The 26,352-nt window shown below is 51.7% G+C and carries 19 protein-coding genes; 4 read left to right on the forward strand and 15 right to left on the reverse strand.

Annotated features, from left to right (window positions below; translation table 11 throughout):
* Positions 1 to 74: 74 nt before the first annotated feature.
* Complete coding sequence (locus tag KK062_RS12345; protein ID WP_254084608.1) at positions 75 to 1,586, forward strand: S41 family peptidase; 1,512 nt, start codon at positions 75 to 77, stop codon at positions 1,584 to 1,586.
* A 32-nt stretch (positions 1,587 to 1,618) separates the two neighbouring features.
* On the forward strand, positions 1,619 to 2,200 hold the full coding sequence (locus tag KK062_RS12350; RefSeq protein WP_254084609.1) for a biliverdin-producing heme oxygenase: 582 nt from the start codon (positions 1,619 to 1,621) through the stop codon (positions 2,198 to 2,200).
* 97 nt (positions 2,201 to 2,297) lie between these two features.
* Here KK062_RS12350 and KK062_RS12355 read toward each other — a convergent pair whose 3' ends face one another.
* The 15 genes from KK062_RS12355 to KK062_RS12430 all read right to left on the reverse strand — a co-directional run bounded on the left by KK062_RS12355 (position 2,298) and on the right by KK062_RS12430 (position 24,564).
* Positions 2,298 to 4,610, reverse strand: a complete 2,313-nt coding sequence (locus tag KK062_RS12355) for a GH92 family glycosyl hydrolase (protein ID WP_254084610.1) — start codon at positions 4,608 to 4,610, stop codon at positions 2,298 to 2,300.
* Positions 4,607 to 6,922, reverse strand: coding sequence for a GH92 family glycosyl hydrolase (locus KK062_RS12360; protein WP_262899208.1), 2,316 nt, complete (start codon positions 6,920 to 6,922; stop codon positions 4,607 to 4,609). The genes KK062_RS12355 and KK062_RS12360 overlap by 4 nt, the downstream gene beginning before the upstream one ends.
* A gap of 14 nt (positions 6,923 to 6,936) precedes the next feature.
* Positions 6,937 to 7,638 carry a basic secretory protein-like protein gene (locus KK062_RS12365; protein ID WP_254084611.1) on the reverse strand — a complete coding sequence of 234 codons (702 nt, stop codon included), beginning with the start codon at positions 7,636 to 7,638 and terminating at the stop codon, positions 6,937 to 6,939.
* A 31-nt stretch (positions 7,639 to 7,669) separates the two neighbouring features.
* Positions 7,670 to 9,091 carry an alpha-L-fucosidase gene (locus KK062_RS12370; protein ID WP_254084612.1) on the reverse strand — a complete coding sequence of 474 codons (1,422 nt, stop codon included), beginning with the start codon at positions 9,089 to 9,091 and terminating at the stop codon, positions 7,670 to 7,672.
* Between the two features lie 69 nt (positions 9,092 to 9,160).
* Positions 9,161 to 10,258 carry a redoxin domain-containing protein gene (locus KK062_RS30925; RefSeq protein ID WP_317195771.1) on the reverse strand — a complete coding sequence of 366 codons (1,098 nt, stop codon included), beginning with the start codon at positions 10,256 to 10,258 and terminating at the stop codon, positions 9,161 to 9,163.
* A 129-nt stretch (positions 10,259 to 10,387) separates the two neighbouring features.
* The gene (locus tag KK062_RS12385; RefSeq protein ID WP_254084613.1) at positions 10,388 to 11,320 is read right to left on the reverse strand and encodes a S1 family peptidase; all 933 of its coding nucleotides are present in this window, start codon (positions 11,318 to 11,320) and stop codon (positions 10,388 to 10,390) included.
* 154 nt (positions 11,321 to 11,474) lie between these two features.
* Positions 11,475 to 12,908, reverse strand: a complete 1,434-nt coding sequence (locus tag KK062_RS12390) for a PKD-like family lipoprotein (protein ID WP_254084614.1) — start codon at positions 12,906 to 12,908, stop codon at positions 11,475 to 11,477.
* A gap of 12 nt (positions 12,909 to 12,920) precedes the next feature.
* On the reverse strand, positions 12,921 to 13,748 hold the full coding sequence (locus KK062_RS12395) for a DUF4843 domain-containing protein (protein WP_254084615.1): 828 nt from the start codon (positions 13,746 to 13,748) through the stop codon (positions 12,921 to 12,923).
* 23 nt (positions 13,749 to 13,771) lie between these two features.
* Positions 13,772 to 15,256: a RagB/SusD family nutrient uptake outer membrane protein gene (locus tag KK062_RS12400; protein WP_254084616.1), complete on the reverse strand. Its 1,485-nt coding sequence runs from the start codon at positions 15,254 to 15,256 to the stop codon at positions 13,772 to 13,774.
* Between the two features lie 4 nt (positions 15,257 to 15,260).
* Positions 15,261 to 18,677, reverse strand: coding sequence for a SusC/RagA family TonB-linked outer membrane protein (locus KK062_RS12405; RefSeq protein WP_254084617.1), 3,417 nt, complete (start codon positions 18,675 to 18,677; stop codon positions 15,261 to 15,263).
* Positions 18,678 to 18,878: 201 nt separating this feature from the next.
* Positions 18,879 to 19,925, reverse strand: coding sequence for a FecR family protein (locus KK062_RS12410; RefSeq protein WP_254084618.1), 1,047 nt, complete (start codon positions 19,923 to 19,925; stop codon positions 18,879 to 18,881).
* 147 nt (positions 19,926 to 20,072) lie between these two features.
* Positions 20,073 to 20,651 (reverse strand): RNA polymerase sigma factor, encoded by a 579-nt coding sequence (locus KK062_RS12415; RefSeq protein ID WP_254084619.1) that lies wholly within the window; start codon positions 20,649 to 20,651, stop codon positions 20,073 to 20,075.
* Positions 20,652 to 21,003: 352 nt separating this feature from the next.
* Positions 21,004 to 21,387, reverse strand: a complete 384-nt coding sequence (locus KK062_RS12420) for an SRPBCC domain-containing protein (protein ID WP_254084620.1) — start codon at positions 21,385 to 21,387, stop codon at positions 21,004 to 21,006.
* 59 nt (positions 21,388 to 21,446) lie between these two features.
* Complete coding sequence (locus KK062_RS30930; RefSeq protein ID WP_254084621.1) at positions 21,447 to 22,607, reverse strand: sensor histidine kinase; 1,161 nt, start codon at positions 22,605 to 22,607, stop codon at positions 21,447 to 21,449.
* Between the two features lie 151 nt (positions 22,608 to 22,758).
* Complete coding sequence (locus tag KK062_RS12430) at positions 22,759 to 24,564, reverse strand: SpoIIE family protein phosphatase (RefSeq protein WP_254084622.1); 1,806 nt, start codon at positions 24,562 to 24,564, stop codon at positions 22,759 to 22,761.
* Between the two features lie 529 nt (positions 24,565 to 25,093).
* Here KK062_RS12430 and KK062_RS12435 point away from each other — a divergent pair.
* Both KK062_RS12435 and KK062_RS12440 read left to right on the forward strand, forming a co-directional pair.
* A complete protein-coding gene (locus KK062_RS12435) occupies positions 25,094 to 25,294 on the forward strand; it encodes a hypothetical protein (RefSeq protein ID WP_254084623.1) in 201 nt (66 codons plus the stop codon).
* 41 nt (positions 25,295 to 25,335) lie between these two features.
* Complete coding sequence (locus KK062_RS12440; RefSeq protein ID WP_254084624.1) at positions 25,336 to 26,241, forward strand: YihY/virulence factor BrkB family protein; 906 nt, start codon at positions 25,336 to 25,338, stop codon at positions 26,239 to 26,241.
* The last annotated feature ends 111 nt before the right edge of the window (positions 26,242 to 26,352 follow it).

Genomic DNA, 26,352 nt, shown 5'->3' on the forward strand with positions numbered 1-26,352 from the left:
TCCCTGAAGCTGGTTGCTGGTTTATGAACGTTCTGGCCTCCGGGCCGGAACGTTCTCTTAATAAAAAAATACACATGAAGTCAACGTCTCATCGCTTCTGCCCGCTCGCCATCCTGTTCAGCATCATGCTGCTCGTGGCAGGCGCGTGTCAGGATGATGACGACAACGGTCTGCAAATTCCGTCGGGCACACGCGCAGAGCAAACGGCAGACTCCATCTTTCTCTACGCGCGTGAACTATACCGGTGGTATGACGCCCTTCCGGATTATACAACCGTCAATCCCCGCCAATACGTGGCCGGTGGCGATAACATCGAAAACCTGCAGCGGGAGCTTTTCGCCCTTACGCAGTACGCTACTAATCCCGCCACGGGCCAGCCCTACGAAACATCAGCCCGGCCCGGCCAACCGAAATATTCATTTCTACAATACGTCTCCGACGCCTCCCCAACGGGTCGCGCAAACGCCGGGCCGCTGAACGAGTCCATATACGGATTTGGCCTTGAAACCGCTGTACTCAGCACCGGAGAGCTATACATTCGTCAAATACTACCCGGTTCTCCGGCTGCCACGGCCGGCCTCTACCGCGGCCAACACATAATCACTGTTAATGGACAAGCGATCGACATTCAATCGAACGAAGACCTCGAAAACATCCGGAAAGCCTGGATCAATCCTTCTTTAACGATTACCGTACACGGACAAGAACAAGAAATAATACTATCACAAGCTAGCTACACCGCTGACCCCGTATCAACACACATGCTACTGGACGCGCCTGATGGCACCACCGGCTACCTTGTGCTAAACTCCTTCCCACCACTCGCCGCCGCGCAAGCATCGCTGGACAATGTTTTTGCTATTTTCGCTACGGCCGGCATCACGCACCTGATCATCGACCTGCGCTACAATGCCGGTGGCTATACAGAAACAGCCGAATATCTGCTCGGCCTCCTGGCCCCGACACGCCTGCAAGGAGCCGTCCTCTACACCGAGCACTACAACGCGCTCCTACAACAACGGCAAGCTCCCATTCTCACCCGGCAACGGCTACTGGACGCAAACGGTAACGCCATCCTCTACAAAGGCAGATACGCGACGTACGCCGATGTCGATTACTCGCCCGAAGCCAATACTTATACCCTCGCCAAACACGGCTCGCTCGAAACCATCACCGACGTAACCTTCATCACCACGGCCGAAACTGCATCTGCCAGCGAGCTCGTCATTCACGCGCTCCGCCCGCACCTGCGCATACGCCAGGTGGGCACTACGTCGTACGGAAAGCCCGTTGGTTTTTTCCCGGTCACGATCGACCAATATATGCTTTGGATGCCTACCTTTAACATCACCAACGCCACCGGCGACGGCGACTACTACAACGGGCTGCCCCCCGACATCGTAGCATCCGACGATGTCACCCACAATTTCGGCGACCCGCAGGAAGCCAGCCTCGCCACAGCCTTATCACACACAGGAAGCAGCCGGCTGCCATCGGGCACAACGTTGCAACACCCACAAACCATCAACACCACCCCCCGGCACACCGGTCTGATCGAAACGAGAAGAACCCTAACCAGAAATTGATAACCCTATTCGAAAAAATATATAAACACTATATGGAAGCAAAAACCAACGTAAGCACCAACATCAAAGAAGCCACAAAAGACGCGCACGTCGCCCTGGAAAAACAAGTAGTGCAGCGCCTTAAAAGCATACGCTCCAACGCTGACTATGCCGCACTGTTGAAATATTTCTATGCATATTTCAACCACGTAGAAAAAGCCATTGCACTGTACATCACAGAAAGTCTGCTGCCCGATTATAAAGAGCGGCGGAACTCGATCTATATTAAAAACGACATCCTCGCACTGGGTAGTACGACGGAAGATTTGCCGGCCACGACGGTACCAGTAATTGACAATCATGTGAAGGCGCTGGGCGCACTGTACGTGATGGAAGGCTCCATCATGGGAGGAAGCATTATCGTCAAGATGCTGGAAAAAGGCGGCATTACCGACGGCGTATCATTCTTCTCAGGCTACGGCGAGGCCACTGGCCCTATGTGGCAAAAATTTGTAGCCATCATGAATCGCGAAGCTGTCTCTGAATCACAGCAAGCTGACATGATCCAAGCAGCAAACGAGACCTTCTCGCATTTCTCTAAAGTATTTGAGCAAACGCCAGTGGTCCAGTCTTAAGGGGATTAGTAACATACAGGAGACTTCCGAAACCCGGCGCTACAACATAAAAAAGGGGCTCAACCAAAGCCCCTTTTTAATATAGTCTGTCTACTACTTACTTCTTAACCGGCTTCGCCCCCATAAAGAACGTAAGCTGCCCACCCTGCGTAATATCCGCATGCGTCAAATACAGCCGATTCAATGTCTTCCCATTCAACACCAGCTTCTGCACATACACATTCTTATCGCTCTGGTTCTTCGCTTCAATCGCAAACGTCTTCCCATTCTCCAACGTAAGCGTAGCCGACTGAATCGCCGGGCTTCCCACAATATACTGATCTGACGCTGGTGCCACCGGATAGAACCCAAGCGTCGTGAAAATATACCACGCACTCATCTGTCCACAGTCGTCGTTCCCACCAAGCCCATCGGGCGTAGGCTGATACTGCTTCTTCAGGATCATCCGCGTGCGCTCTTGTGTCTTCCAGGGTTGATCTGTCCAATGATACAGGTACGCAGCATGGTGCGCCGGCTCATTGCCGTGTACGTAATTTCCAATGATGCCTTCGCGGGTGATGTCTTCGGTGTCCGCAAAGAACTCATCCGGCAGGTGCATCGTAAACAACGAATCGAGGTGCTGCACAAAGCGTTTCTTGCCCCCCATACCAGCAATCATCTGGTCAGGCTCGTGCGGCACATACAGGCTATAGTTCCAGGCATTTCCCTCAATATATCCCTGACCATGCGTGCTCAGCACATCAAACTCCTTCCGGAAACTGCCGTTGCTCAGCTTCGGACGCATATACCCGGTGCTGGCATCGTATACATTGCGCCAGTTGGTCGAGCGCTTCTGAAACTCCGCATACACATCCTGACGGTTCAGCTTCTTGGCAACCTGCGCAATACACCAGTCGTCATACGCATACTCCAGCGTCTTCGAAACAGACGAAGAGTTCTTGTCCTCCGGCACATACCCCAGGTCGATGTAATAACCAATACCGTCAAATTTACGATAGCGGGCAGTGGCCACGCAGGCATCCAGCGCACGATTGACATCGCCTGTGAAGTTCCCTTTGATGATCGCATCGCATATCACCGATACGCTGTGGTAGCCGATCATACACCAGTTCTCGTTCGCATAGTGCGACCACACGGGCAGCATTTTGTGTACGCTTTGGTCGTAGTGCGCGAGCATGGACTTTACCATGTCGTCGTTACGCTTGGGCTGGATGATGTTAAAGAACGGGTGCAGCGCGCGGTAGGTATCCCACAGCGAGAAGGTGGTGTAGTTGGTAAACCCGTGTGCGGTGTGGTTGTTCTGATCGAGGCCGCGGTATTGACCATCGCCGTCGTTGTATACCGTCGGACCAAGGAATGTGTGGTACAGGGCGGTGTAGAAGTTCACGAGGTCGCCACGCGTGGCCGCCTTTACGCGAATCTTTTGCAGCTCCTGCTCCCAGCGTTGTTGGCCATCGGCTTTTGCTTTTTCAAAATCCCAGTGGGGAATCTCCTGTTTCAGGTTGGCCAATGCCCCGGCGGTGCTGACCGGTGACAATGCGAACTTGATCTTGATCTTTTCGCCTTCGGTAGTTTTGAAGTCGAAGTACATGCGCAGCTGCTCGCTGGCCAGGTCGGGGAAGTTATGTTCCTGATCGAACTTGCGCCAGAACCCTTTGTACACGTCGGGCTTAGAGAAGTCCTTGGCACCGTACTGCACGAACGGCTTCGAAAAGCTCATGGCAAAGTAAACGGTACGGGTACGCGCCCACCCTGCCGTCTGGCGGTAGCCGGTAATGAGGGTATCGTTCTCTACGCGCACAAAGGTCCATACGTTCTTGTCAGCGTAGTTGTAGATACCGTGCATCAGGTCCAGGATGATGTGAGCCTGATCTGATTTCGGGAATGTATATTGGTGAAAGCCTACGCGGGTGCTCGTGGTAAGCTCCGCTACAATGCCGGGCTCCGTTAGCTTCACGCGGTAATAGTTCGCTTCGGCATGCTCTTCTTCGTGCGAGAAAGTCGAGCGGTAGCCTTTCTCCGGATGCTCCTCCGTGCCGGGATTCAGCTGCAGGGGCCCCGTGGTAGGCATCACCAGGAAATCACCGAGGTCGGAGTGGCCGGTGCCGCTAAAGTGCGTATGGCTGAAGCCTACAATAGTCTTGTCGTCGTATTGATACCCCGCACAGTATTTATACACCAGTGGATTGTATTTGCCCTCGGCTTCATACGGTATCGTGTCGGTATCGGGACTAAGCTGCACCATGCCAAACGGTACGGTCGCGCCTGGATACGTATGGCCCATCTTATACGTACCGATCATCGGGTTGACATAGGGCACCAGTTTCTCCTGCTGCGCAACGGCTGAAAGCACTGACAGCGCTAATAGCGCTGTCAGAACTTGTTTTTTAAATGAATTTTGTACGATCATTTCTTTTTCTTGGTGGTCGTCGGAGCGTTCTCTATTGAAAATGAATACGGCGCATCTTCCTTGGTGATACCACGCTGTTTCTGCGGCTCAGCGGCCATGTCAAAATCCAGCGTAGCGCCTTGCAGCAGCGCTGCGTGGCTCAGCCAGTTTTTAGTATACGGCTTGCCGTCAACTTGCAGCGAAGAAATGTAGCGATTCTCGGCGCTGTTCTTCGGTGCGTTCAGCGTGATCTTCTTGCCGTTCTCCAGCGTCACGACTGTTTTCTTAAATAACGGAGCTCCTACAACGTACTGGTCGGTGGCTGGACATACCGGGTAGAAGCCCATGGCCGAAAATACATACCAGGCAGAAGTCTGACCGTTGTCTTCGTCGCCGCAGTAGCCATCGGGCGTGGGCAGGTACATACGATTCATCGTCTCACGTACCCAGTACTGTGTTTTCCAGGGCTCGCCTGAGAAGTTGTACAGATAAATCATGTGCTGAATAGGCTGGTTGCCGTGTGCATATTGACCCATGTTGGCGATTTGCATTTCGCGAATCTCGTGGATCACCGCGCGATAGTAGCTTTCATCGAACGTGGGAGCCATGGTAAACACCTCGTCGAGTTTGGCATTAAACCTCTCTTTACCGCCCATCAGGTCGACAAGACCCTGGATATCGTGAAATACCGACCAGGTGTAGTGCATGCTGTTGCCTTCGGTAAAGGCATCACCCCACTTCACCGGGTTGAACGGAGCCTGGAACTTACCGTCTTTGTTTTTACCCCGCATCCAGCCGGTCTCTTTATCAAACAGGTTGCGGTAGTTCTGGCATCGCTTGGCGAAAAGGTCGATTTCTTTCTGAGGACGTTTCAGGGCTTTTGCCAACTGGTAGATGGCGAAGTCGTCGTACGCATACTCCAGCGTGCGCGCAGCATTCTCGTTGATATTAACATCGTATGGAACATAGCCAAGCTCGTTGTAGTATTTCACACCGGCGCGGCCAACAGCCGTCAGCGGGCCTTCGTTGTTGGCATCTTTCAATACAGCTTCATACAGGGTGTTGATATCGTAGCCCCGTCCGCCCTTCAGGTATGCGTCGGCTACAACGGAAGCAGAGTTGTTACCCACCATCACGTTGCGGTAGCCCGGGCTGGCCCACTCGGGCAACCATCCGCCTTCTTTGTAGGCGTTTGCCAGACCTTCCTGCATTTGCGCATTCAACGTAGGATACATCAGGTTCAGGAAAGGGAACATGGCGCGGAAGGTATCCCAGAAGCCGGTGTCGGTAAACATATAACCCGGCAGCACCTGGCCGTTGTAGGGGCTGTAGTGTACGACCTTTCCTTGCGCATCGAATTCAAAGAACTTACGGGGGAAAAGCAGTGAGCGGTACAGACATGAATAGAATACACGCAGCTGATCGATGCTTCCACCGGTTACGGCTATGCGCGTCAACTCTTTATTCCAGGCAGCTTTGCCTTTTTGTTTCACCGTTTCAAAGCTGTCGCTGCCCAGTTCCTTCAGGTTCAACTCAGCCTGCTCTGCACTGATGAACGAAGATGCTACGCGCACATGCACCAGCTCGCCACGGCGGGTCTTAAAGCCTACAACAGCACCGGCATGCTCGGCCTTTACCTCGAGCGCGTCTGTCTCGTTGTATTTATCCCAACCTTTGGCGAGCGTAAAAGGCTTGTCAAACTTCAGCACGAAATAGTTCTTGAAGTTGTCGGGCACACCGCCGCTGTTGCGGGTCGTGTAGCCGACAATCTTTTGTTCGTTCGGAATGATCTTTACGTACGAGCCTTTATCAAAGGCATCGAGAATAATATAGGCCTGATCGCTTTCAGGGAATGTAAACCGGAAAATGGAAGCCCGCTCGGTAGGAGCCAGCTCGGTGGTTACATCGTAGTCGGCCAGGTACACGCTATAGTAGTATGGCTTGGCAACCTCTGCCTTATGTGAAAACCAGCTGGCGCGCTTTTCTTCGTTCAGCTCCCGCTTGCCGGTAATCGGCATGATGGAGAACTGGCCGTAGTCGTTCATCCAGGGCGAAGGCTGGTGAGTCTGTTTGAATCCTCTGATTTTAATAGCGTCGTAGGTGTACGCCCATCCGTCTCCCATCTTACCCGTCTGCGGCATCCAAAAATTCATACCCCAGGGTAACGCAATGGCTGGATAGGTGTTACCGTTGGACAACGCGTGATCGGAGTCGGTGCCAATCAGCGGGTTTGCCCACTCTTCCGGATCAGCTATCGGCGCGCTTACTTCCTGCGCCCGCAACGGCATACTTCCCAGGCACACTAGAATCAGGAAACAAAAAGATCTCATCATGATGTAAAAATTGGTTATCGTTGAACACTCATTTCAGCCGCCTCGCCGGTGTAGCGGTCCCAAAGCTCATCCAGCGTATAGCCGGTTTGCTCTTGCCACAGTGCATCTTGAAAGATGCCCATCTGCAGCTTCCGGTGCAGCGTGTAGACAATTCCCGGTTGAATGCGCTCTTCCATCCATACGAGGAAGCGCGCCGCCACCCGGTACCCTTGCATGTAGTGCTGGCCGATGCGGTATGGCGGTAAAGACCACCCCGCGCCGCTGTTGTCAACCCCAAATTTATAACGCGCGTAGTCGGCAATGCCTTCTGTCAGCCAGCCCGGGCACCGTTCCCACGGATAGGCCTGAGCAACATGCATGACCTCGTGCGTAACCACGTCGATATCCTCGGGATACGCGTGCAGCCAGCGCGAGCTGAACCGCACGTGGGAACCGCCTGCTTCGGCCACGCCCGTGTACGCCGTGTCTACGTGAAAATTAACCTGGCGCTCCGCCAGGGGGTTGTACTGCGCCGTCAGCACAGCATACACCTGGAAAAAGGTCTCGATCATACGATCTTTTACCTTCACATCCAAGGTACTGTCTTCGCTTTCAAATATAAGTGTAAAACCATTGCGATGATACACATCGGGGTGTTCCTGAGAAAATCCGCAAATACTGGCTCCCAGGCAGACTCCTGCCAGGAAGCCTTTCAGCTTGTTACAAAACGATACCATAGTGGCGGTAGTAGATTGTCTCGGTAAACGATTACTTACGCTCGTCGTATACGCCAAATTCCATGATTACAGGTGCGTTGCTAAAACGGTCCACCGAAATACGAACTTTGCCGCCCCAGACACGATCAAAACGGTGAATCTTGATCTTATTGGCATTCTCGCCCGCAAAGATTGTCTTCCAAACACCATTGAGCTCGTACTCCAGCTTGTACTGACGAATGTTCGGCTGATCCTCGTCGATAATGATCATATTAAAAGGGCGGTCCTTATCCAGCACCACTTCGTACCACGGCGTCTTTACCGTGCCATTCGACCTCCAGCCCGTGCTGAAGTCGTCGTCGTTGGCAAAGTCCATGATCCACATGTCATCGCTCCAGCTGGCATTGGTGGGCTGGCCTTTGGCAATGTTGGAAGAAATGATCGGCGCATCACTCGGCGGCAGCAGCGACAAGGGACCTTCGTGTTTCCACAGCTTGCCAATTTCTTTTAACCCTGCCAGGGCATTGTTGTCGATCAAACCGTCGCGGTTAGGCGCCACGTTCAGAATGAAGTTGCAATGCGCCTGGTTAAAGGGCACCAGGTTGTCCTTCACCAAGACGTTTACGTCTTTGATCGCCTCCGTCGGAAAGCGGCTCTTCCAAAACCACGATGCCTGCAACGGCAAACATGACAGTGCCGGCAGCTTGTTGGCCTCTTTAGAAATATGCTGGCCCGCGCCCTGCTCATACGACTTGATATCGGTGTAATACAACGCTTCGGCTGGATACTTGGCAGCGTTCAGGTCCATCACCAGGCAGTTAGGCTGCAACGTCTTGATGAGGGTATAGATCTCTTCAAACGGAATGTCGTCATACGAAATACGTGACCAGGGAGCATCCCAGCCATCGATGATCAGCGCCGTGATGTCGCCATAGTTGGTCAGCAGCTCCGTGAGCTGAGCCTTCACCATCTCGATATGCGTTTTGGTAATGTAGCCCGGGCGCAGCTTGTGGTGCGTGTCCAGGATGGAGTAATACAGCATCACCTTCAGGCCGTTGGCACGAAAAGCGTCGGCATATTCTTTTACCACGTCACGTTTCAGCGGGCTGTTCATAACGTTATACGACGTCGTCTTGGTATTCCAGATAGCAAAGCCGCTGTGGTGTTTTGTTGTCAGACAACCATACGTCATGTTCGCCGATTTAGCCGCCTTGGCCCACGAATCGCAATTTAACTTCGATGGGTTAAAGAGGGCCGGCGACGCATCAGGGTCGGCCCAGTCCTGGTCCATATACGTCGGAATGTTGTAGTGTATGAACATGCCAAAGCGAAGATCAACAAACTCCTGTTGCAGTTGCGCCAGGCTTCTGGCAGGCGCACTCTTCCTGGCGGTCTGCTGTGCCTGCAAGGCCATGCCGGGCAGCACACACAGCATACAAACAAATACAAAGCTTCGTAGGGAGTAACAATTCATGGTGATAGGTTAGACGTAAAGTATAAAAAAGAACAGAGGGCACCAATGCCCTCCGTATCTATATTTTTCCTAGTGAAAAAGCTCCTCCAGCTTGGCATTTAAGGTTTCGGCTCGCAGATCTCTCGCAATAATCTTGCCATCCGGGCCGATCAGGAAGTTGGCCGGCACCGCACGGACACCATATTGCACGGCCGCCTGGTTTTGCCAGCCCTTCAAATCACTGATGTGCACCCACGGCAGCGCATCTTTTTCAATGGCTTTCTTCCACGGCTCGGCCTTGCTATCGAGCGATACACCCAAGATGTTAAAACCTTTGCCGTTATACTTTTTATACTGCTCGCGCAGGTTGGGGTTCTCGGCACGGCACGGTCCGCACCAGCTGGCCCAGAACTCGAGCAGTACATACTTGCCCTTGTACGACGAAAGTTTCACCGGCTTACCGTCAACATCGTTCATCACAAAATCGATATACCCCTTACCCACTTGTGTTGCGCGCAGGTTGGCGATACGCTCGGTGATTTCCTTGGCCTTGGTCGTCTTCTTCAGGGGCTCGGCCAGTTTATTGAAGATCGCTTGCGACTCGTCCAGGTTCTCCGCGCTGATACAATTCATCAGCTCATTCAAGCTCGCAAAGCTGTTCAGGTGGTCCAGCACAAATTGTTTGCGCACGCTCATTTCACCACGGTACATTTTGTCGGCATCTTTCTGCAGGGCTGCCGCTTGCACGGTATCACCCGCAGTGCGCGCCTGTTCGGCCTTGTTATAGACCTCCATGACCTTGGCGCGGTATGCCGCGATCTGCGCCTCCAGCTGTGCGTAGTCATTTTGTACCGGCGAGCCTTTTACTTCCAGTTTGTCCAAAGCGTCGGCTTTGCCCACCAGTTGCAGGTCCATATTCTGTACATAGAATACTTTCTGAAAACGTGCCTCCGGAGAAAAAATGATGGTCATGTCCGCCGGTTCCTGGATACGGCCGCGAAATACAAATGAGCCGTCGGTAACGTTTACCGTATCGGCAATGTCTACGCCATTTTCCATGTGGCGCATGATAACGTTGCCTTTCAGGCCTTCGATCTTGCCAGTAATCACGTAGCCGCGGGGGCTCTGCGCATAGGCGCCCACACCCAGCAGCACCAGCATCGTAACGACAATGAATTTGTTCTTCATGTTTTTTAAGTAAGGGTTACAGTATGTAAAAGATTCTGTAAGCACTTTCCGTACGAATATCGCTCGGTTGGGCTACAGTGTAAAACCGGTTATATAAATTATCCGTACACCCGCCGGTTTAGCCAGGAGTTATTTTGTAGTCAACGCACGGAGTGCACGCACAGGAATCGTTTCCCGCGATACCATCTGCACGTTGTTGTCGCCATTGTACAGCGATCGTGTCGCCGACACAATGCCAATCACGTTGCCTTTGTCGTCCAGCACGGGCCCACCGCTGGAGCCCTGCGAGAAGTCGGCCGTGACGCTCATCTTATCACCACCGTTGCGGCGATACCAGCGCGAGACAGTACCTTGCGTAAAAGAGTAAAACATGTTGTGCGGATGACCAATGACGTTGGCATCATCGCCCGGCGCCGCATCCGACCCCAGCGGCAACACCGGCAGTTTCTTGCCTTGCGTGTCGATCTTAAAAACAGCAATATCGTCGGCCAGGCTTGCCGCCAGCACTTCCGTCACGGCATATACCGTGCCATCCGTATCCATCACCACCACCGTTACGTCCGTTTTCTCGTCCGTCGCGTCGCCGCGGAAGATGTGATAGCTCGTCACAGCAACACCTTCTTCGGCAATCACAAACCCCGAGGCCGCGCGCAGGTGGTCGTTCGGACAATGCGAGCATTTGTACAACGTACCCACCACCAGCACGCCTTTCCGGCATTGCGCATAAATGTGCGTATCGGGCATCGCTTTCGCCCGAGACTTCGGTAAGGCCACCGTGCATCGTGTCCGGTTCAGCTCTTCGGCTAGCGTAACGAAGGCCGTTGTCTTGCCTTCGTCCACGAGCCGGCGTGCACCGCGCTCCAGGCTGCCATAGACAAATTCATCGTCGATCACGAGACCACCGGCCGTCTCGACCGTACCTTGCGCGCGTACGATCCGGTAGGCCGGAATTACGAGCACCATCACAAAAATCAAAAGGGTAATGCGTCTGTAAACTTTCATCTTCTTCACTTCTATTTCAATATCCACAACAGAGATCCCCTCGGGCGATCTCCGCGCCATGATTATTAGTCACCCAACCGGCCGGCATCCCTAAGCCGGTAATCGCTTTTCCCTACCGTCGAAAACATTCGCACAACCGGAGGAATAAACCGCTATATCTAAAAGAACCAACGCTGTACAAAGGCACAGCGTCGGTTCTTCACAGGCAAACAAACTATTTCCGTATAGCCACATCGATCACGTCGCCGTCCAGTCCGTCCAGCGTATACGTAATATTCCCATTTTTACCCGTATCAATATCCAGGTAATACAAAGCCCCTTCCGTACCCGCCAGCAGGACATCTTTGCCGTTGATCTTATCCAGCTTGATCATCGTGACCATCTTGCCGCCGAAGTCGGCATCCAGCGCCACAAGATCCTGGTTTACGTGGTTGAATTTGTAGATCTTATCGTCGGAATTGAAATACAAATCTTCATAGATCGTACCGACAAACTTCGTATTCTCGCGAACCAGGCTGCCACCTTTAAACTCCCGTCGATACTTCGGCCGGACGGTTGCTGGATCATGCGAGAAATTGTACTCATATATTTTGCCTGCACCGTCACGCGCAAAAGCCAGGGCCACCGAGCTGTTCAGGTGCTCCATCGCAAACATGTCAATGCCGACATTTTTGGGGTCGAAACCTGGACCTGTAGGAATCACGTCATAGGTAGTATCTTTATACACAGTAGCCATGTCAAACGTCACGATACGTTTTTTCTTCGTATCAAACGTTATATAGTATTGCGGACCGGGAGTCTCCGCCCCTGCCAGGATATAATCATCGGCCAGTTCGTAATCACCGGCGGCCGGCAGACCATATTTGCCATAGGTGGGGAACCCATAGAATGTATTGGAAGTACCTCGATACAGTTTATGATCAATGACACCCGTCGTTACGCCAAAGAAATTTCCAGCCTGAAGGTTGTTGATCGAGAACGACGCCGGCGGATCAAAAAAGTTATCGCGAATCAGCGAGGCCTTTTTCATTGTGCTGGCGTCGATAATCACACCTGCGTTTTGCGGATCGCCGCTCACAACCCAGTAGTCAATGATGTTCGTGGGTTGGAACGCCAGGTTCCGGGCCAGCAGTTGTTTGGGCTGCGACGGCAGCGGCTCGCCATTCAGACCTTCGTACAGATTGGGCATGATGGTACCATCCGGCTTTACAAAGGCCAGCTGTGCTGCTCCCCCGACATCCGTCAACACGACAGTGCCTAAGCTGAACTCGGTCTTGGCACTGATCTTAAAGTCGTAATAGTATTTCAGGTTGTTCGAATTGTCCGTAATCGTCAATGTAGCATCGTACGTACCGGGCACGAGCGAGAACAGCGTTTTCAGCGTCCGTCCTTCAAAGTATTGAAAGAACGGCTCGTACGGAAACATGAACTGCCATTTATAGGTCAGCTGATCGGTGCTGGCCAGGCTGTGAATGACCGTGGGTGTGATTTCCAGTGTGTCCCCCACGATCGCATCGAAGGTAGAGTCAACGAGGTCTTTCACGACGGGAATCTCAACAGTAGTATAATCGTAGCTCCCTTGATCTTCATAGCAGGCAGCCGTTACGAATAAAAGAACGATAATGGAAAAATATATTCTTGTACGCATGGGGAAATCCGTTTAATTGAATAACACTTTGCTGTTGTTTTCATCGATAAAATAATAACGCTTCGCGTCGTTATCCCATCGGATCTTAAACCGGAGGGTGGTCGGGTTAGCCTTGCTGAACAAAACATACTCCTGATCGTCCACAATCGTGTCGATTTGGTAATCCGGGTTGGATTGCACCCACGTAAAAGGATCTATCAAAAAGCGACGGAACTTGTCCATAATGAACAGGTTGTAGGGAATATTGGCGCCTTCCATAATCAGGGGAATATTGCCAATAGAAATGAGGTATAGCTGATGTTTTGTACGGGAGTAGTCCATAAACACCGACTCTACCCCAGCCCACCAGTCTGGTTTCTCCAGCCGGCTGGAAAACACCAGTTTAGCGTACACGCCATACGGCAAGGCTGTAACGAAATCTTCCGTCGGCACAAGCATGAAGTGTACGGCTACACTCTTATCTTGTAATAGCGTGTCCTGATTATACAGGATCACCGGCACCCGCAGCGTCCCTGAATCTGCCGGAATCATATAGAAATCCTCCAGGGGTTTGTAATGCAGCCCGGGCGTCGCCGTGCTAAGAGAGTCCTCCAAGACGGTCAGCTTAAAGAGACGGTCGTGGGATACGCGTAAACCCGAAATACGTACAGGAAGGTATACCGTGTCTGACACTTTCTCGGGTGTATAGGCAAACGAGAAGACAACGCTGTCGCGATCGCTCGTTTCTTCATCGTCGAAGTCGAAATAGATATTGTCAGATGTCTCGTACCGATCGATCTCCACTTCGCCGCAGGAGAACAAGGCACTGGCCACCAACAAGAATAATATGGTTTGTTTCATACGAAAAGACGTTAGTGGTTGAATTAATTACGTTGGCCAAAAGCAATCTCGTCGTCCGGCATTGGCAATACGAAGATCTTGTCGGAAGCCGGAATCGCTATTTGCTGCGCACCGAGTATGTCGCGATTCAAACGCTTATAAGCATAGAACACCTGGCCCTCGGCAAAGAACTCTTTGCGATACTCTTTCACCAGCTCGCTTAGAAAGACTTCCCTGGAAGTTTCACCATGAATCTCGGTACCAATGCCTCGGTTGTAGCGCACCTGATTGAAGTAGTTCCAGGCAGTTTCCGGATCGGAATCGAAAGAACACTCCGCCGCGATATAATACATTTCAGTCAGGCGCAGCATGGGCGCAATGAGCGGGTGACGATTGCCGTCGCCATCACGCCTGTACTTTTGCAGGAAAAGCGCTGTAAATCCGCTTGTAGTACCCTGATTCAACCATTGTTTAAATCGATAGTCTGACGAGCCAACGCTACCCGTCTCGTAGATCAGCGTACCGTCGTCTACCAACGTACTCAATGATGTAGGATTCTCATAGAAGTAATTCTCTATATCCCCACCGCGCTTGTCAATGTCCCAGCCAAACAAAACTTCTTTATATGCAATGCGGTCTTTTTCCTCATCGGCATCGGCATTAAAATCTTCCTTTGCCGTCCAGGGGAATTTACCCGCGTCGATGACAAGACGTGCATGCGTCAACGCTGCCGCCTTATCGTTTTTATATAGGTATACACGCGCCAACGCGGCGCATACCGCATAGTAGTTCAGGCGATGACGGCGATTCTGAAGAAACATACGATCCGCCGTTTCGGTTTCCTTGGCGTCATCAGGGTACCCGACGACATACGTGTCTTTTACGATAGGATCCCACGCTTCCAGCAGATCTTTGGCTTGCTGCAGATCAGCAATCACTCGCTCTACCAGCTCGGCGCCGGTCGACTGCGGTGTTACAGCATTCGAAAAGATGGTGACATACGGTATCGCCGTTGCGCCCGGATCGCTGAGATACGAAGGCGCAAACATGCGGTAAAGATCGAAGTGCAGGTATGCTCGCAACGCCAATGCTTCCCCTTTGATGATGTAAAAATCCGCTTCATTTTGGAAGATCGTTTTCTTATCATCGATGCGCTCCAGGATAACGTTCGCATTTGCAATGGCTTTGTACAATCCTTCCCAGATATCGTCGCGTCGCTGTCGAAAATACTCGTGCGAATAGTCAAACGTCCGGGTCTGCAAATATTGCTTTTCCCAGACAGCGTTTGTATTGGCAGGAGCGTAATAATCCTGGGCGAGCACGTCGGGTGTGCCGGCCAGCAGCTCATATCCATACAGCTCTCTCGTTATACAGCCCAGGTATACGCCGACTAACGCCTCCATGAATCCCTCCTGTGTGCTGAAGAGCGTTTCTACCTCCACCTGCGACTTGGGCTTCACGTCCAGGTAGTCCGAGCAGGAGACCATCAAACAAGCCACCATTAACCAACAGAATATATGCTTTTTCATAGGCTTAAAATGTTGAAAAAAGAGAGAATGTCACCGTCCGCGCAAAGGGGTAGTCAATGCCGCGCTCCATCTTGATCGTAGACCAACGGGTGATGTCGTTGGCCGTTGCGCCTACCCGCATCGTACGCATTTTCCAGCGATGTGCAATAGCCGACGGCACTTCATAGAAGATGTTAGCACTACGCAACTCGATTGTGTTCTCACGCTGCACAAAGCGCGACGAAGCACGCGTCTCAGTCAGGTCGGTGATATTCTTAAAGGCTGCGTGATCGCCGGGCTGTTTCCAACGCCCGTCGAATACCCGCCGATCTACGTTATTATACGGGCTGGCATTCTCCACTCGGTCGATGAGGGTCTGGTTATACATGTCACCCCCAAATTTACCGTAGAAGTTCAAACTCACCGTAAAGTTTCTATAGCTAACGTCTGTACCAAACGAACCATCTATTTTAGGCGCTTCGTTGCCTACAGCCACGAAGTCTCTCACACTATATTCGTAGGTGAGCGTGCCATCCTTTTTCACAAAGATTTCTTTCCCGTTTTCAGGGTCGATACCAAGCGAGCGAATAGCGTAGATCGTTTTAAGCGATTGACCTTCGTTGTAACGAAGCAGCGGCGTCGTGCGATTATCTGCCTCATTCTGCTGATCATCGATCTGCTCGTTATACTTCTTCAAAGACTCGGAGATCTTCTTGATCGTGTTGACATTTCGCGACGCGTTCGCCCAAAGCGACACGTTCCAGTGATTGGTACGATAGACCGTGCCACGCATGTAGAGCTCAAGCCCTTTATTTTCCATCTTACCCAGGTTCGACTTGTATGACGTGAAACCTAGCGACGGCGGCACCACAATATCCGCCACCAGATCGTCCGTCAACTTATAGTAACCGCGCAGCGTAAAGCTCAACCGGTTCTTAAAGAAAATGGACTCAATCCCCAGGTCATACTGGCGCGTACGCTGCCAGCGTAGGTCATTGTTGCCATAGCCCATAAAAGAAGCACCTACGCCGCTCGAGTACCAGTCATTGAAATACTTATATGTAGTCTCCGCCAAATACGATTCGAACGACACTTCACCTGTTACACCGGTCGTGGCGCGCAGCTTCAACTGGTTGATGTTAGGATTCCCCTGTAAGAATTTTTCCTTGTGCAAGTTCCAGCCAAGACCCGCGGCCCAGAAAGGTGCAAATTTGTTGTCATTGCCAAATTTGGACGAACCATCCATACGTAGTGACAAGTCGGCCAGGTATCGATCTTTGTAAGAGTAGTTGGCGCTGGCAAAATATCCCAGCAAACGCTCTTGCGAGTACCAACCGCCCGGCATGTCGTCATCCTTGTAACGCGTAGCAAACCCGACCTGATCAAAACGGTCGTTTACAAAACCAATGGCACGGAAGGCCTTGAAATCGGAGGTATAGTTACGAATGTTAGCGCCAATGTTAGCGGCTATCACATGTTTACCGATGCTTGTGTTATAGTTCAACACCAGGTTACCATCATACGTAATCTCATCGTTGGTTTTATACTGGTACTCGCCACGTTTCTTTAAGTCGTCACCAGTGTAGTTGGCATACTCGTTCCGGAAAGGCGACTTAAACATATCCTCCTGTGTCAGCTTTTTATCAAGGTTCAGCTGACCGCGCAGCTCTAACCGGGGCGTCATGCGCCAATAGAAGCCTGTTTGGTTGATGATCTGTGTATAGACGTTTTTCTCAAAGCTATGCAGGGTCGCATCGTATACCGGGTTCCTGTACCTCACAACATCGGAGTTATCATGAGCACGAAATTCGTCAAGCACCTGGAGCACGTTGCCGTTTTCGTCCGTTTTGCGGTAATACGGGTTCATCTTCACATACTGCTCAAAGCTACCGTAGGGCGACTCGTGTGCGCTGACCTGGTTTATTTGCAAGCTATTGCTGACACTGAATTTTTCTTTGTTGTATTGCAAGAATGCCTCCAGCCCCGAACGATCGCGTTTCGAGCCTTTCATGACGCCAGCGAGCGTTTGATATCGGCCGGTAAGTCGGTATGTCAGAGAGTTTGAGCCGCCCTCGATTGCGAGAGAAGCTTTGTGACCAAGCTCGGTCTGGATCGGCTCTGATAACCAGTAAGAATTTCTTCCTTCTTCTACCGCTTGTGCACGATGATTATAAAGTCGATCGAGGTCCAGTTGCGTCCAGGTCGAACGTCCGGATTTATTCGAATAAACACCGGCCAGGCGCTCATACTCAAGCTTGTCTTTAGCATCCAAAACATCGTATACCGACAGGTCCGGTCCCGTTACCTGCATGTCGTAGTTAAACGTTACCTGCAGCGCACCTTCTTCTGGTTTTTTCAAGGTAATAACCACCACACCGTTGGCAGCGCGTGAGCCATAGATAGCCGCCGCCGCTGCATCTTTCAACAGCGTGATCGACTCAATGCGGTTCATGTCCAGGTCATAGATGGTTTGAATGCTTACCTGGAAGCCGTTCAAAATAAACGTGGGAAGGTTCGGATTATTCATCTGCGCCCGGTTTACCAGTCCATTGGTCTGATCCGTTGCTGTAGCATTAGACGGCAGCCCCGTTGCACCACGCACCTGAATGTCGGGCAGTTTGTTCGGGTTAGAGCCAAAAGAGTTATCCTGTTGCACGCGGAACGAAGGGTCAAACGATTGAATGCTTTGCAGCAGGTTCATGGGGTTGACACGCCGCAGCTCTTCGCCCGACACCGTGATCGGTCCGCCGGTAAAGCTCTCCTTGCGACGTTCGCCGTAACCGTCTTGTACTACTACTTCGTCTAGCTCGGAGGCATCGGACTCTAACACGACGTTAACTTGCGTGCGACCACGCGCCGGCTGCTCTTGCGTCTTAAAACCAATGAACGAAAATACCAGAATGTCATCTTCGCCTACTGCAAGTGCATATACCCCGTTGTTATCGGTGGTAGTACCCTTGGTAGAACCTTTTACCAGAATGCTTACACCCGGCAACGCCATGTCGTCGGTATCGGTCACGCGACCGGTAACGGTCTGTGCCAGCCAACGCTCGGCATTCGGCTTCGCATTTTGCACAACCATGGATTCCTGCCCTTTGAACAGCAGGATGCGGTCGTCCATAATTTTATACTGTATCTGCTGGGAAGTCAGCATGTCACGCAACACGTCAGCTACAGGCTGGTCGGTAACATGTATCGACACTTTTTGATCTACCGGCACCGCCGTGGAACTATACACAAACTTGATCCCGGTTTGTTCCTGGATGTGCACCAGCACCTGGCGGATCTCTTCTTGGTCTACGGAAAGGGAAACGTGCTTATCAGTCAGTTCTTGCAAGAATGGAGTAGCAAACAACGGTTGGGCCAGAAAACCGGACAGCACGGCTATAATAGTGACTTTCCAAACCGCCTGAAGACAGGCGATAAGTCGCTTTTTTTTCATACCTTTAAATGTTTTGTTCTGAAAATGATACTCCGGGCAAAACGCTACCCCCTCAAAACGGATAGCTTTTCTAAGCTGGCAATGCCCCACATTGTCAGCTTTTTTGTTTTGCGGTTATAGGATGCTGTAGAATCGTTGCTGCATAGTGATCTTTGATTAGGTTTAGGTTATGTATTATAGGTTAGGCACTTCTCATGTATATTATTGCTTTCCCGGACAACCCTTTCCGGTAATCCGGATGGTTGTACCCTCGATGGTATGACCCGCCCCCACGGAGCTGCAGATAAACTCCAGTCGTGTTTCCAGATCTTCGCCGGCCAGGTCGCCCGTAAACGTACAGTTATACAGGTTTACATCTTCCGGTTGGATCGTAATCCCATACGCCCGCTCGAGGTTGCGCAACACTATTTTCAGCGGTGCCTCCTCGAATTCAAAAACAATGCTTTCTGCTGGAGCATCTTCTGCCGACAGCGGCACCGGCTCCGCCACCAGCGATACCGCCAGCTCTTCCGTTTCCAGGTCCAGTACCGCCCGTTGGTTGGGCGTAAGGTATACCTGGTGCTCTTCCGTCAGCAGGCCACGCAGAATCGCACCCTCGGTATTGCGCGACACCATCACTTTGCCTGTCACGACGGCTACCTCGCTGGGATGCCCTGCGCCTTGCGCCTTCACGATAAAGCTCGTGCCGACCACCTGTGTGATCAGGTCCTCGCTGAGCACCAGGAACGGCCGTTGCTTATCCTTGCTCACTTCAAAAAAGGCCTCTCCTGTCAGGAACACCTCGCGCTTGTTGGCCGCAAACCGATCCGGGTATTGCAGCACGGCGCCTGGCGCTAACGTTACCCGCGTGCCATCTTCCAGCTGCACCGATACCGGCAACAGGGTCATGTTCTGACGCATCTGCAACGTCGCGCCCGCTTCGCGGGCAATGGCGTCCGGCGTAGCGTGATCGATGCTGACCAGATACCCCATCAGCAACAACCCGGCGATCAGCGATGCCGCCATGCCCAGCTGAATATTACGCCGCCGAAAAAAGCTCACCCGGCGCGTTTCAGTGGTATCGTCCAGCTTCTGGCTGAGCGTCGCCCACAGACGATCGTCCATCGCTTCCAACTCGCTTTCCTGATAGGCAGGCAAGCCTTCCCGGTCCAGCACGTTGTACCATTGCTCGACGATCTTTTTCTCCTCCTCGGTACAGCGACCTTCCAGGTAGCGCTTCAATAAACTGTGGAATACTTCTTTGCTCATGCAACGGAATTTGGTTTGCCTGTTATTAAGTCAATATAGAAGACTATCATCCCTAAATGGATAGTTAATTTTTTTAACACTTTTTTAACAAGATCAGGTGATCAATTGCCTGGCAGCAGGCACCATACACCGTAGTAATGGAGGGGGTTATAGAAGATAGATCAGCAGAAAACCGTATATCAAATAATCCTTCAGGTGGACACGCATACGTTTCAGTGACTGGGTGATATGATATTCGACAGCCTTTTCCGAAATGTTCAGATCGCGGGCAATCTCCTTGATCGAACGGTTCTCAAAACGACTCAGCTTAAAGACCTGTTGCGTTTTTTCCGGCAGCAAGGCAATGCCTTTGTCGATGGCTTGTGAGAGGTCGTGGTGTATCGTCGTTTGTTCGGTCGTGTGCGCATGGTCGGACGCCGTATGCTGCACATAGCTCACGAATTTCTCGTGAACGATTTGCGACTTATAATGATTGATGATGCTGAACTTAATCGCCGTAAAAAGCCACGCACGCACGTGCTGAATTTCTACCGTGGCGCGCCGCTCCCATAAGTTCAAAAACAGATTTTGCGTAAGCTCTTCGGCGATCTCTTTGGTTCCGGTCTTGCGATAGGCCACTAGTAGAACCTCCTTCCAATAGCGCTCGTACAATACGCGGAATGCTCCCTTCTCCTCATGTTTCATGAGGCCTATTAAGGCTTCGTCCGGGAGAAGAGAATAGTCCATGATTGGATGTTGGGAAATCTAAACGCGGAATTAAAGGTAAACAAAAAGCAGGCATATAAAAAAACGGATTCGAGGCCAACGACCGGGATTTATTCTAAAAACGCTACTAAAACGTTTACGATATTCTAATACAATCGAAAATTTTGAAATAAAATTCTAATTCTAAAATCCTAAAAAAAGGGATATTTAGGGATACCACCCGTTTGGCTTACTGTGCGTATAAGCCCTTGCTGTCACTTGTTCGGACAACGGCGACGAAGTAAAGATCATCGATTACACGAGTGCAGATTTAGGGGCAGCCAGACAAACACACCGGCTCAGCCATCACTCGAACGACACTTGGCGTAGGGAATTATTCGTCGTAAAAATCTTGTAAGGCTCCAAAGTAGACGTTGTTCCAACCATCGACGATCTCGTCATAGTCAGCGTCAGGAATATTGGTGTGGCGTAGCTCTACAGAGGTGCCGCTGCCGGCAGCGTGGAGCTTGATCGTGACGATCGACTCTTCCGTTTGATCATCGCCGAAGTACCATTGCTGCACGATCATTTTGTTTTCTTCGAAGGAGATGTTCTTGCCTACAATGCTTCCCTCCCACAACGAGAACTCGCTGCCGGGCTCGGTAGACATTTCGGCTTCCTCGCCCGACCACAAGTGAATGGTGAGGGGATTGGTCAACGCCAGGTAAACGTCTTCCGGAGGAGCGCCAAGCGTGTAGTACTTTTTGAATGATTTCATGGTGTCAGCGTCAAAGGCGGGATAAAGATAACAAAAAGCAAACGGCTGTAGCAGAAGGCCTATGCTTCTTCTGCCGGCGGCAGGTTGGGTAGCTTTACATAAAAGACGGAGCCTTCGTACGGCACACTGGTAAAGGCGATGGTACCGTGCAGCTTTTGCACGGCTTTCTTCACAATGTACAATCCCAGGCCATTGCCCTTCGAGTTTTCGTTACTGCGAAAATACATGTCGAATATGCCGTTGTGATAGCGCGGGTGTATGCCCTGTCCGTTGTCGCCTACCTCCAACACAATATCATCTGCCTGCCGGTACACCCGCACGTGTATGTTGGGCCGGTCCGGACGACGGAAATTGATACAGTTTTCAATCAGGTTACCCAGAATGACCGTCACCAGTGATGGATAGGAATAAAACGATGTTACCCCTACCGTTACACGAAAGTCGATCTGCGCCTGGGCCAGGTCATCCTTAAAGGTTTTGAATACACCGTGCAGCAGATCGTGCACGTCGATCTCGGTAAACTGCAGCCGTTGCAGCCCCACGTCGCTGATCGATTGCAGCTTCACCAACATCCGGTCAAGGTGGTGAGCCGTCTGCTGCACGCGTTCAAACAGCTCAAGCACGGAGGGATCTTTTACAGTGATGCGGGCTACCTGCACCAGGCCCAGGAAGGTGGTCACAGGACGACGAAAGTCGTGCGAGGCACGATAAAAGAAAGTATCGAGCTCTTTATAGGCTTGGGTCAGCTCGGCGGTGCGCAGTTGTATGGTCTCCTCTTGTTGCTGATTGATCTGCGTGATCTCTTCCTTCTGTTCGGCAATTTCGTTGTTGAGGCGGGTAAGCATGGCATTGTTCGCCGTGAGCTCTTCTGCCTGTATTCTGATCTCTTCTTTCTGCTCGGCGACGTTCTGATTCAACCGCTTCTCGCGTTTGAATGAGCGGTAATTTATCGCTGCCAGCACGGCCATTAGCAAGGTAATGACACCTGCCAGCACGGTAAAATACCGCTGCCGGTCCAGCAAGGTCTGCTGCTCGCGGGTTTCGGCCCGGCTCTTTTCCAGGAAGCGCGAGAGCTGCCGGGTGGAATCTTGTACAAAGGGAGTAAAGACGTTTGACTGATTACCCGAGGAAGGAACGGAGTCGTATGGCGAGGCCGTGTTAACGCTCACGATTACCAGCAAGCACAAGAAGCACAGAACCAGGGTCAGGCGGGTCTTCACATATAGAGGGTCTAGGGAACGAAATATAAACAACTCCCCGCGATAATTCCTACTCCCTCTACACCCACAAGGCCTCTTTTTACAGTTGCCACCCCGTTAGCAAGTATCGATCTGCCGGTGTATACCCCTTTTGGGTAGTATGTATCGGGCGTTATGCGCCGCCCAACCGGATGGCCATGACCAGGATGTCATCGGTCTGACCGCGGCCGTTCATCCACTCTTCAATGGTCTTGTCCAGGATGGCGTGCTGCTCCGTCATAGGCAATGCATGGATGTCCAACAACAGCTTGCTGAAGCGCTTCGACATAAACTTCATGTTCTCCTTGCCGCCAAACTGGTCGCGGTAGCCGTCGGAGAAAAGGTATACCGTGGTGGGTACGTCGACCAGGATCTCCTGTTTCTTAAACGACAAGGTCGGCTTCGTCTTACTACCGCCAATGGGGTGAATGTCGCCCTTTACCTGGTGCAGGGTATTGTTCTGAATATAGATCAACGGGTTCTTGGCCCCCGAAAATTCCAATATCTTTTTCTCCCGGCGATAGATGCACAACGCGGCATCCATACCGTCGTTGTTGCCCGTTACTTCCTGGCGCAGCGCAGTACGAATCTCTTTGTGCAGTGCATCGAGAATGGCATTGGTTTCCGTCACACCCCGGTTGACGATACCGTTCAGAGCGTTGATGCCGATCATCGACATGAAAGCGCCCGGCACACCATGGCCGGTGCAATCTACCGCGGCAAATGCTATATCATTATGGGCCGGGTCGTCATGCCCATTGGGCACATCGGAAAACCAATAGAAGTCGCCGCTAACGACATCACGTGGTTTAAACAGTACAAAGGAGTCGCCGATCTTGCTTTGCTGATCCTTGCGGGGCAGCATGGCTTCCTGAATGCGCTTGGCATAATTGATACTGCTCTTGATGTTCTCATTCTGCTGATGCAGCCGCTTGTTCACGCGAATCTTGCGGCGATAGCCAACGATCAGCACGATCGCCAATGCCCCCACCAGCAAAATGCCGACGATGACCGAGCTTCGGAACAAGGCCTCCTTCTCGATCAGCGCGTTTTGCTCACGGATTTTGGCACTCGCCAGTTCCTTGTCTTTGTTTAACAGGTCAATCTCCAGCTGCCGCTTCAGGCTGATCTCTTCCACGATGCGCAGCGAGTCCTCTGTTTGCTGCAGCTTCATGCGCTGTTCCAGCAGCTCGGACTCGGTGAGCTTCTTTTCCGACTCCACCTGGTCGATCTGCGCCTTCAGCTCTTCCATCTTGCGTGCATTCAGCTGTTGGCTTTTTTTACCCTCACGTGTTAGCTCGCGAATTTCTTTTGCATTCTTCTGCCCGAGAATGATGGCGTTATAATGGGCCAGGTATTCGGTGGCCTTCTTTTCGTCGCCAAGGGCTTTATAGTATGTCGCCAGCAACGAGTAACATTTGGCCTGCGCTTCGATGTCGCTCCGCTCGAGTGCCAACGCGAGTGCTTCCGTGAGCGGCTCGATGGAACGCTTCGGCCGGTCGAGGGCTGCCTGCGCCATGGCATATTGTATCAGACTCTCTGTCTCAAATGCTTTGTTCTGCAGCGCGTGCGCAGCTTTGGTAGCACTCTGAAAATTATCCGCTGCCTTGCTGTAGCTCCTTAACGTACTGTATATGCGCCCAAGCTGGTGGTAGGCCCGGTATTGTCCTTCGACGCTGGACGCCTTCTTGCTATAGCTCAGGCTTTGTGCCAGGTAGGTGGCCGCTTTGTCAAGCTTGCCGGCGTCTTCGTACAACGCCGCAATGGCATAGGCTTGCCCGGCGGCTTCGGCTGACCTGTTACCTTTCGCAGCACTGGCCAACTGCTGCTCGCGCTCGGCAAGCTTAGCGGCGTCCTGGGCCATCCCCGAGGGGACGAAAGCAAATGATACTACAACAACGAGGAGAATGCAACGAACTACGACAAAGGTTTCTTTCATAGGATATATCAACCCAGTTTCCAACAGGAATCATGAGGTGCGAAGTTTGTCAACTGCAGCCAACTAAATGCAGCGCAACGACCCAAAAACTTACAAGGGCAAGAACTCAGAAATGCCCGCTGTCTGAAAATAGAGCCCGTCAACACGTTACAACGGCGTCAGGCGGGAACAACGTACTGGCCGTGCACAGGCCGTACAGCCCGCTGTCGCGACCGTCAGCAAACCACACTTTTCTTCATCTACACGTCATATACAAACCACTGGCACACGACGCACACCGCTACATTTCTCCTGGAATTTGCCCGCCAGGAGAAAAGATAATACATCGCGACCAAAGTTCCGAACCGGACAAACACCGCCTTCAAACTTTATTCAACCCGCCGTTACCCACCATCGGCATGATCAAAACCGTTCAGCACGCTGTACATTTCCGGATATACATCCCCCGTCGAACATGGCTGGAGGGCGCTAAAACGCCTTTTTAAACCTGGCCATAATTTTGTTTTACACGCTGCAAACGACTACTGCCGTGAAAACACTCCTCGCCCTCATCTTATGGTGCCTACTCTTTGTGCTGTGCTGGCCGCTGGCCCTGGTTATGATCGTATTGTTCCCGATCGTCTGGTTGTTGCTCTTGCCGTTTAAGATCGTCGGCCTGAGCATCGACCTGGTGTTTAAGCTCATCGGCGCAATCCTGCTTTTTCCTTTCAAGCTCGTCAAGTCGCTGTAGAAAAGGGCCCGCGTGTGCAGCGGATGTAGTATCTTGCCGCGGTGGAGAAGAACCGAACATCATCTTTCCGTTCATTCATAACTTCGCTGCGCAAGGCCTATACCCTGCTGCGCCGCAATGACCCACTCATTCTGGCTTCTTCCACCGCGTTCTTCGCCACCTTCTCGCTGTCGCCGATCATCGTGATCCTGGTGAGCGTCTTTAGTCTTTATTTTAAGTCAGAGCAAATCCGGAAACAGCTTTTTGAAAAGCTACAAACCACCGTCGGCCCTTATGCTACCGAAGAGATTGAGAAGATCGTGCACAACTTTATGGCTGTGACCGAGAGCGCCTGGATTACCATTGGAGGGTTTATCTTCTTGCTCTTTGTTGCCACGACCCTGCTCGGCATTATCCGCAAGGCGATACACCAGCTGTGGTATATCCGCCGGAAATCGTCGGTACGGATTCAATATGGCATCAAAGAGCGAATGATTGGTATCGGTATGCTGCTCTTCCTCGGGCTATTGTTTCTGGTAGCCCTGCTGTTAGACGCCTCGGTTGCCGTAATCCGCGAACATTTTCCCGACGTCAACACGGCCTGGATACGATTCATGAATATCCTGTTTTCGCTATTGGTCGTCACCGCGTGGTTTACAGGCGTCTTCAAAATCTTACCCGAAGCGCGCGTAAAATGGAAAGTGGCGTTGGCCGGTGGTCTGCTTACCGCCGTGTTGTTTAGCATCGGCAAGATCATCCTGGGAAAGCTGCTGGTGGAAAGTAATTTGCAAACGCTCTTCGGCGCCTCCGCCTCCATTGCACTCTTATTATTATTTATCTTCTACTCAGCCTTGATGATGTACTACGGCGCCGCCTTTACCCACGTATACGCCGAAGCCATTCATCAGCCGATACAGGCCAGCCGTTATGCTGACGAATACGAAAAACGTGTGGTGCAGCACTCCTGATCTTCGCGCTTCCGCACGATAAAGTGTTCGAAAATGATCAATACATCTGCTACAGGACTGACAAAAAACGTGCTCACAGCGTAAAAATCGCATCTTTATACATCCGGCACG

The sequence above is a fragment of the Dawidia cretensis genome (assembly GCF_018598175.1).
GTDB lineage: Bacteria > Bacteroidota > Bacteroidia > Cytophagales > Cyclobacteriaceae > Ohtaekwangia > Ohtaekwangia cretensis.

What these genes read in the sequence shown, in the direction of transcription:
- KK062_RS12345 (WP_254084608.1), top strand. Translation starts at nt 75, where the DNA reads ATGAAGTCAACGTCTCATCGCTTCTGCCCGCTCGCCATCCTGTTCAGC.
- KK062_RS12350 (WP_254084609.1), top strand. Translation starts at nt 1,619, where the DNA reads ATGGAAGCAAAAACCAACGTAAGCACCAACATCAAAGAAGCCACAAAA.
- KK062_RS12355 (WP_254084610.1), bottom strand. Translation starts at nt 4,610, where the DNA reads ATGATCGTACAAAATTCATTTAAAAAACAAGTTCTGACAGCGCTATTA.
- KK062_RS12360 (WP_262899208.1), bottom strand. Translation starts at nt 6,922, where the DNA reads ATGATGAGATCTTTTTGTTTCCTGATTCTAGTGTGCCTGGGAAGTATG.
- KK062_RS12365 (WP_254084611.1), bottom strand. Translation starts at nt 7,638, where the DNA reads ATGGTATCGTTTTGTAACAAGCTGAAAGGCTTCCTGGCAGGAGTCTGC.
- KK062_RS12370 (WP_254084612.1), bottom strand. Translation starts at nt 9,091, where the DNA reads ATGAATTGTTACTCCCTACGAAGCTTTGTATTTGTTTGTATGCTGTGT.
- KK062_RS30925 (WP_317195771.1), bottom strand. Translation starts at nt 10,258, where the DNA reads ATGAAGAACAAATTCATTGTCGTTACGATGCTGGTGCTGCTGGGTGTG.
- KK062_RS12385 (WP_254084613.1), bottom strand. Translation starts at nt 11,320, where the DNA reads ATGGCGCGGAGATCGCCCGAGGGGATCTCTGTTGTGGATATTGAAATA.
- KK062_RS12390 (WP_254084614.1), bottom strand. Translation starts at nt 12,908, where the DNA reads ATGCGTACAAGAATATATTTTTCCATTATCGTTCTTTTATTCGTAACG.
- KK062_RS12395 (WP_254084615.1), bottom strand. Translation starts at nt 13,748, where the DNA reads ATGAAACAAACCATATTATTCTTGTTGGTGGCCAGTGCCTTGTTCTCC.
- KK062_RS12400 (WP_254084616.1), bottom strand. Translation starts at nt 15,256, where the DNA reads ATGAAAAAGCATATATTCTGTTGGTTAATGGTGGCTTGTTTGATGGTC.
- KK062_RS12405 (WP_254084617.1), bottom strand. Translation starts at nt 18,677, where the DNA reads ATGAAAAAAAAGCGACTTATCGCCTGTCTTCAGGCGGTTTGGAAAGTC.
- KK062_RS12410 (WP_254084618.1), bottom strand. Translation starts at nt 19,925, where the DNA reads ATGAGCAAAGAAGTATTCCACAGTTTATTGAAGCGCTACCTGGAAGGT.
- KK062_RS12415 (WP_254084619.1), bottom strand. Translation starts at nt 20,651, where the DNA reads ATGGACTATTCTCTTCTCCCGGACGAAGCCTTAATAGGCCTCATGAAA.
- KK062_RS12420 (WP_254084620.1), bottom strand. Translation starts at nt 21,387, where the DNA reads ATGAAATCATTCAAAAAGTACTACACGCTTGGCGCTCCTCCGGAAGAC.
- KK062_RS12430 (WP_254084622.1), bottom strand. Translation starts at nt 24,564, where the DNA reads ATGAAAGAAACCTTTGTCGTAGTTCGTTGCATTCTCCTCGTTGTTGTA.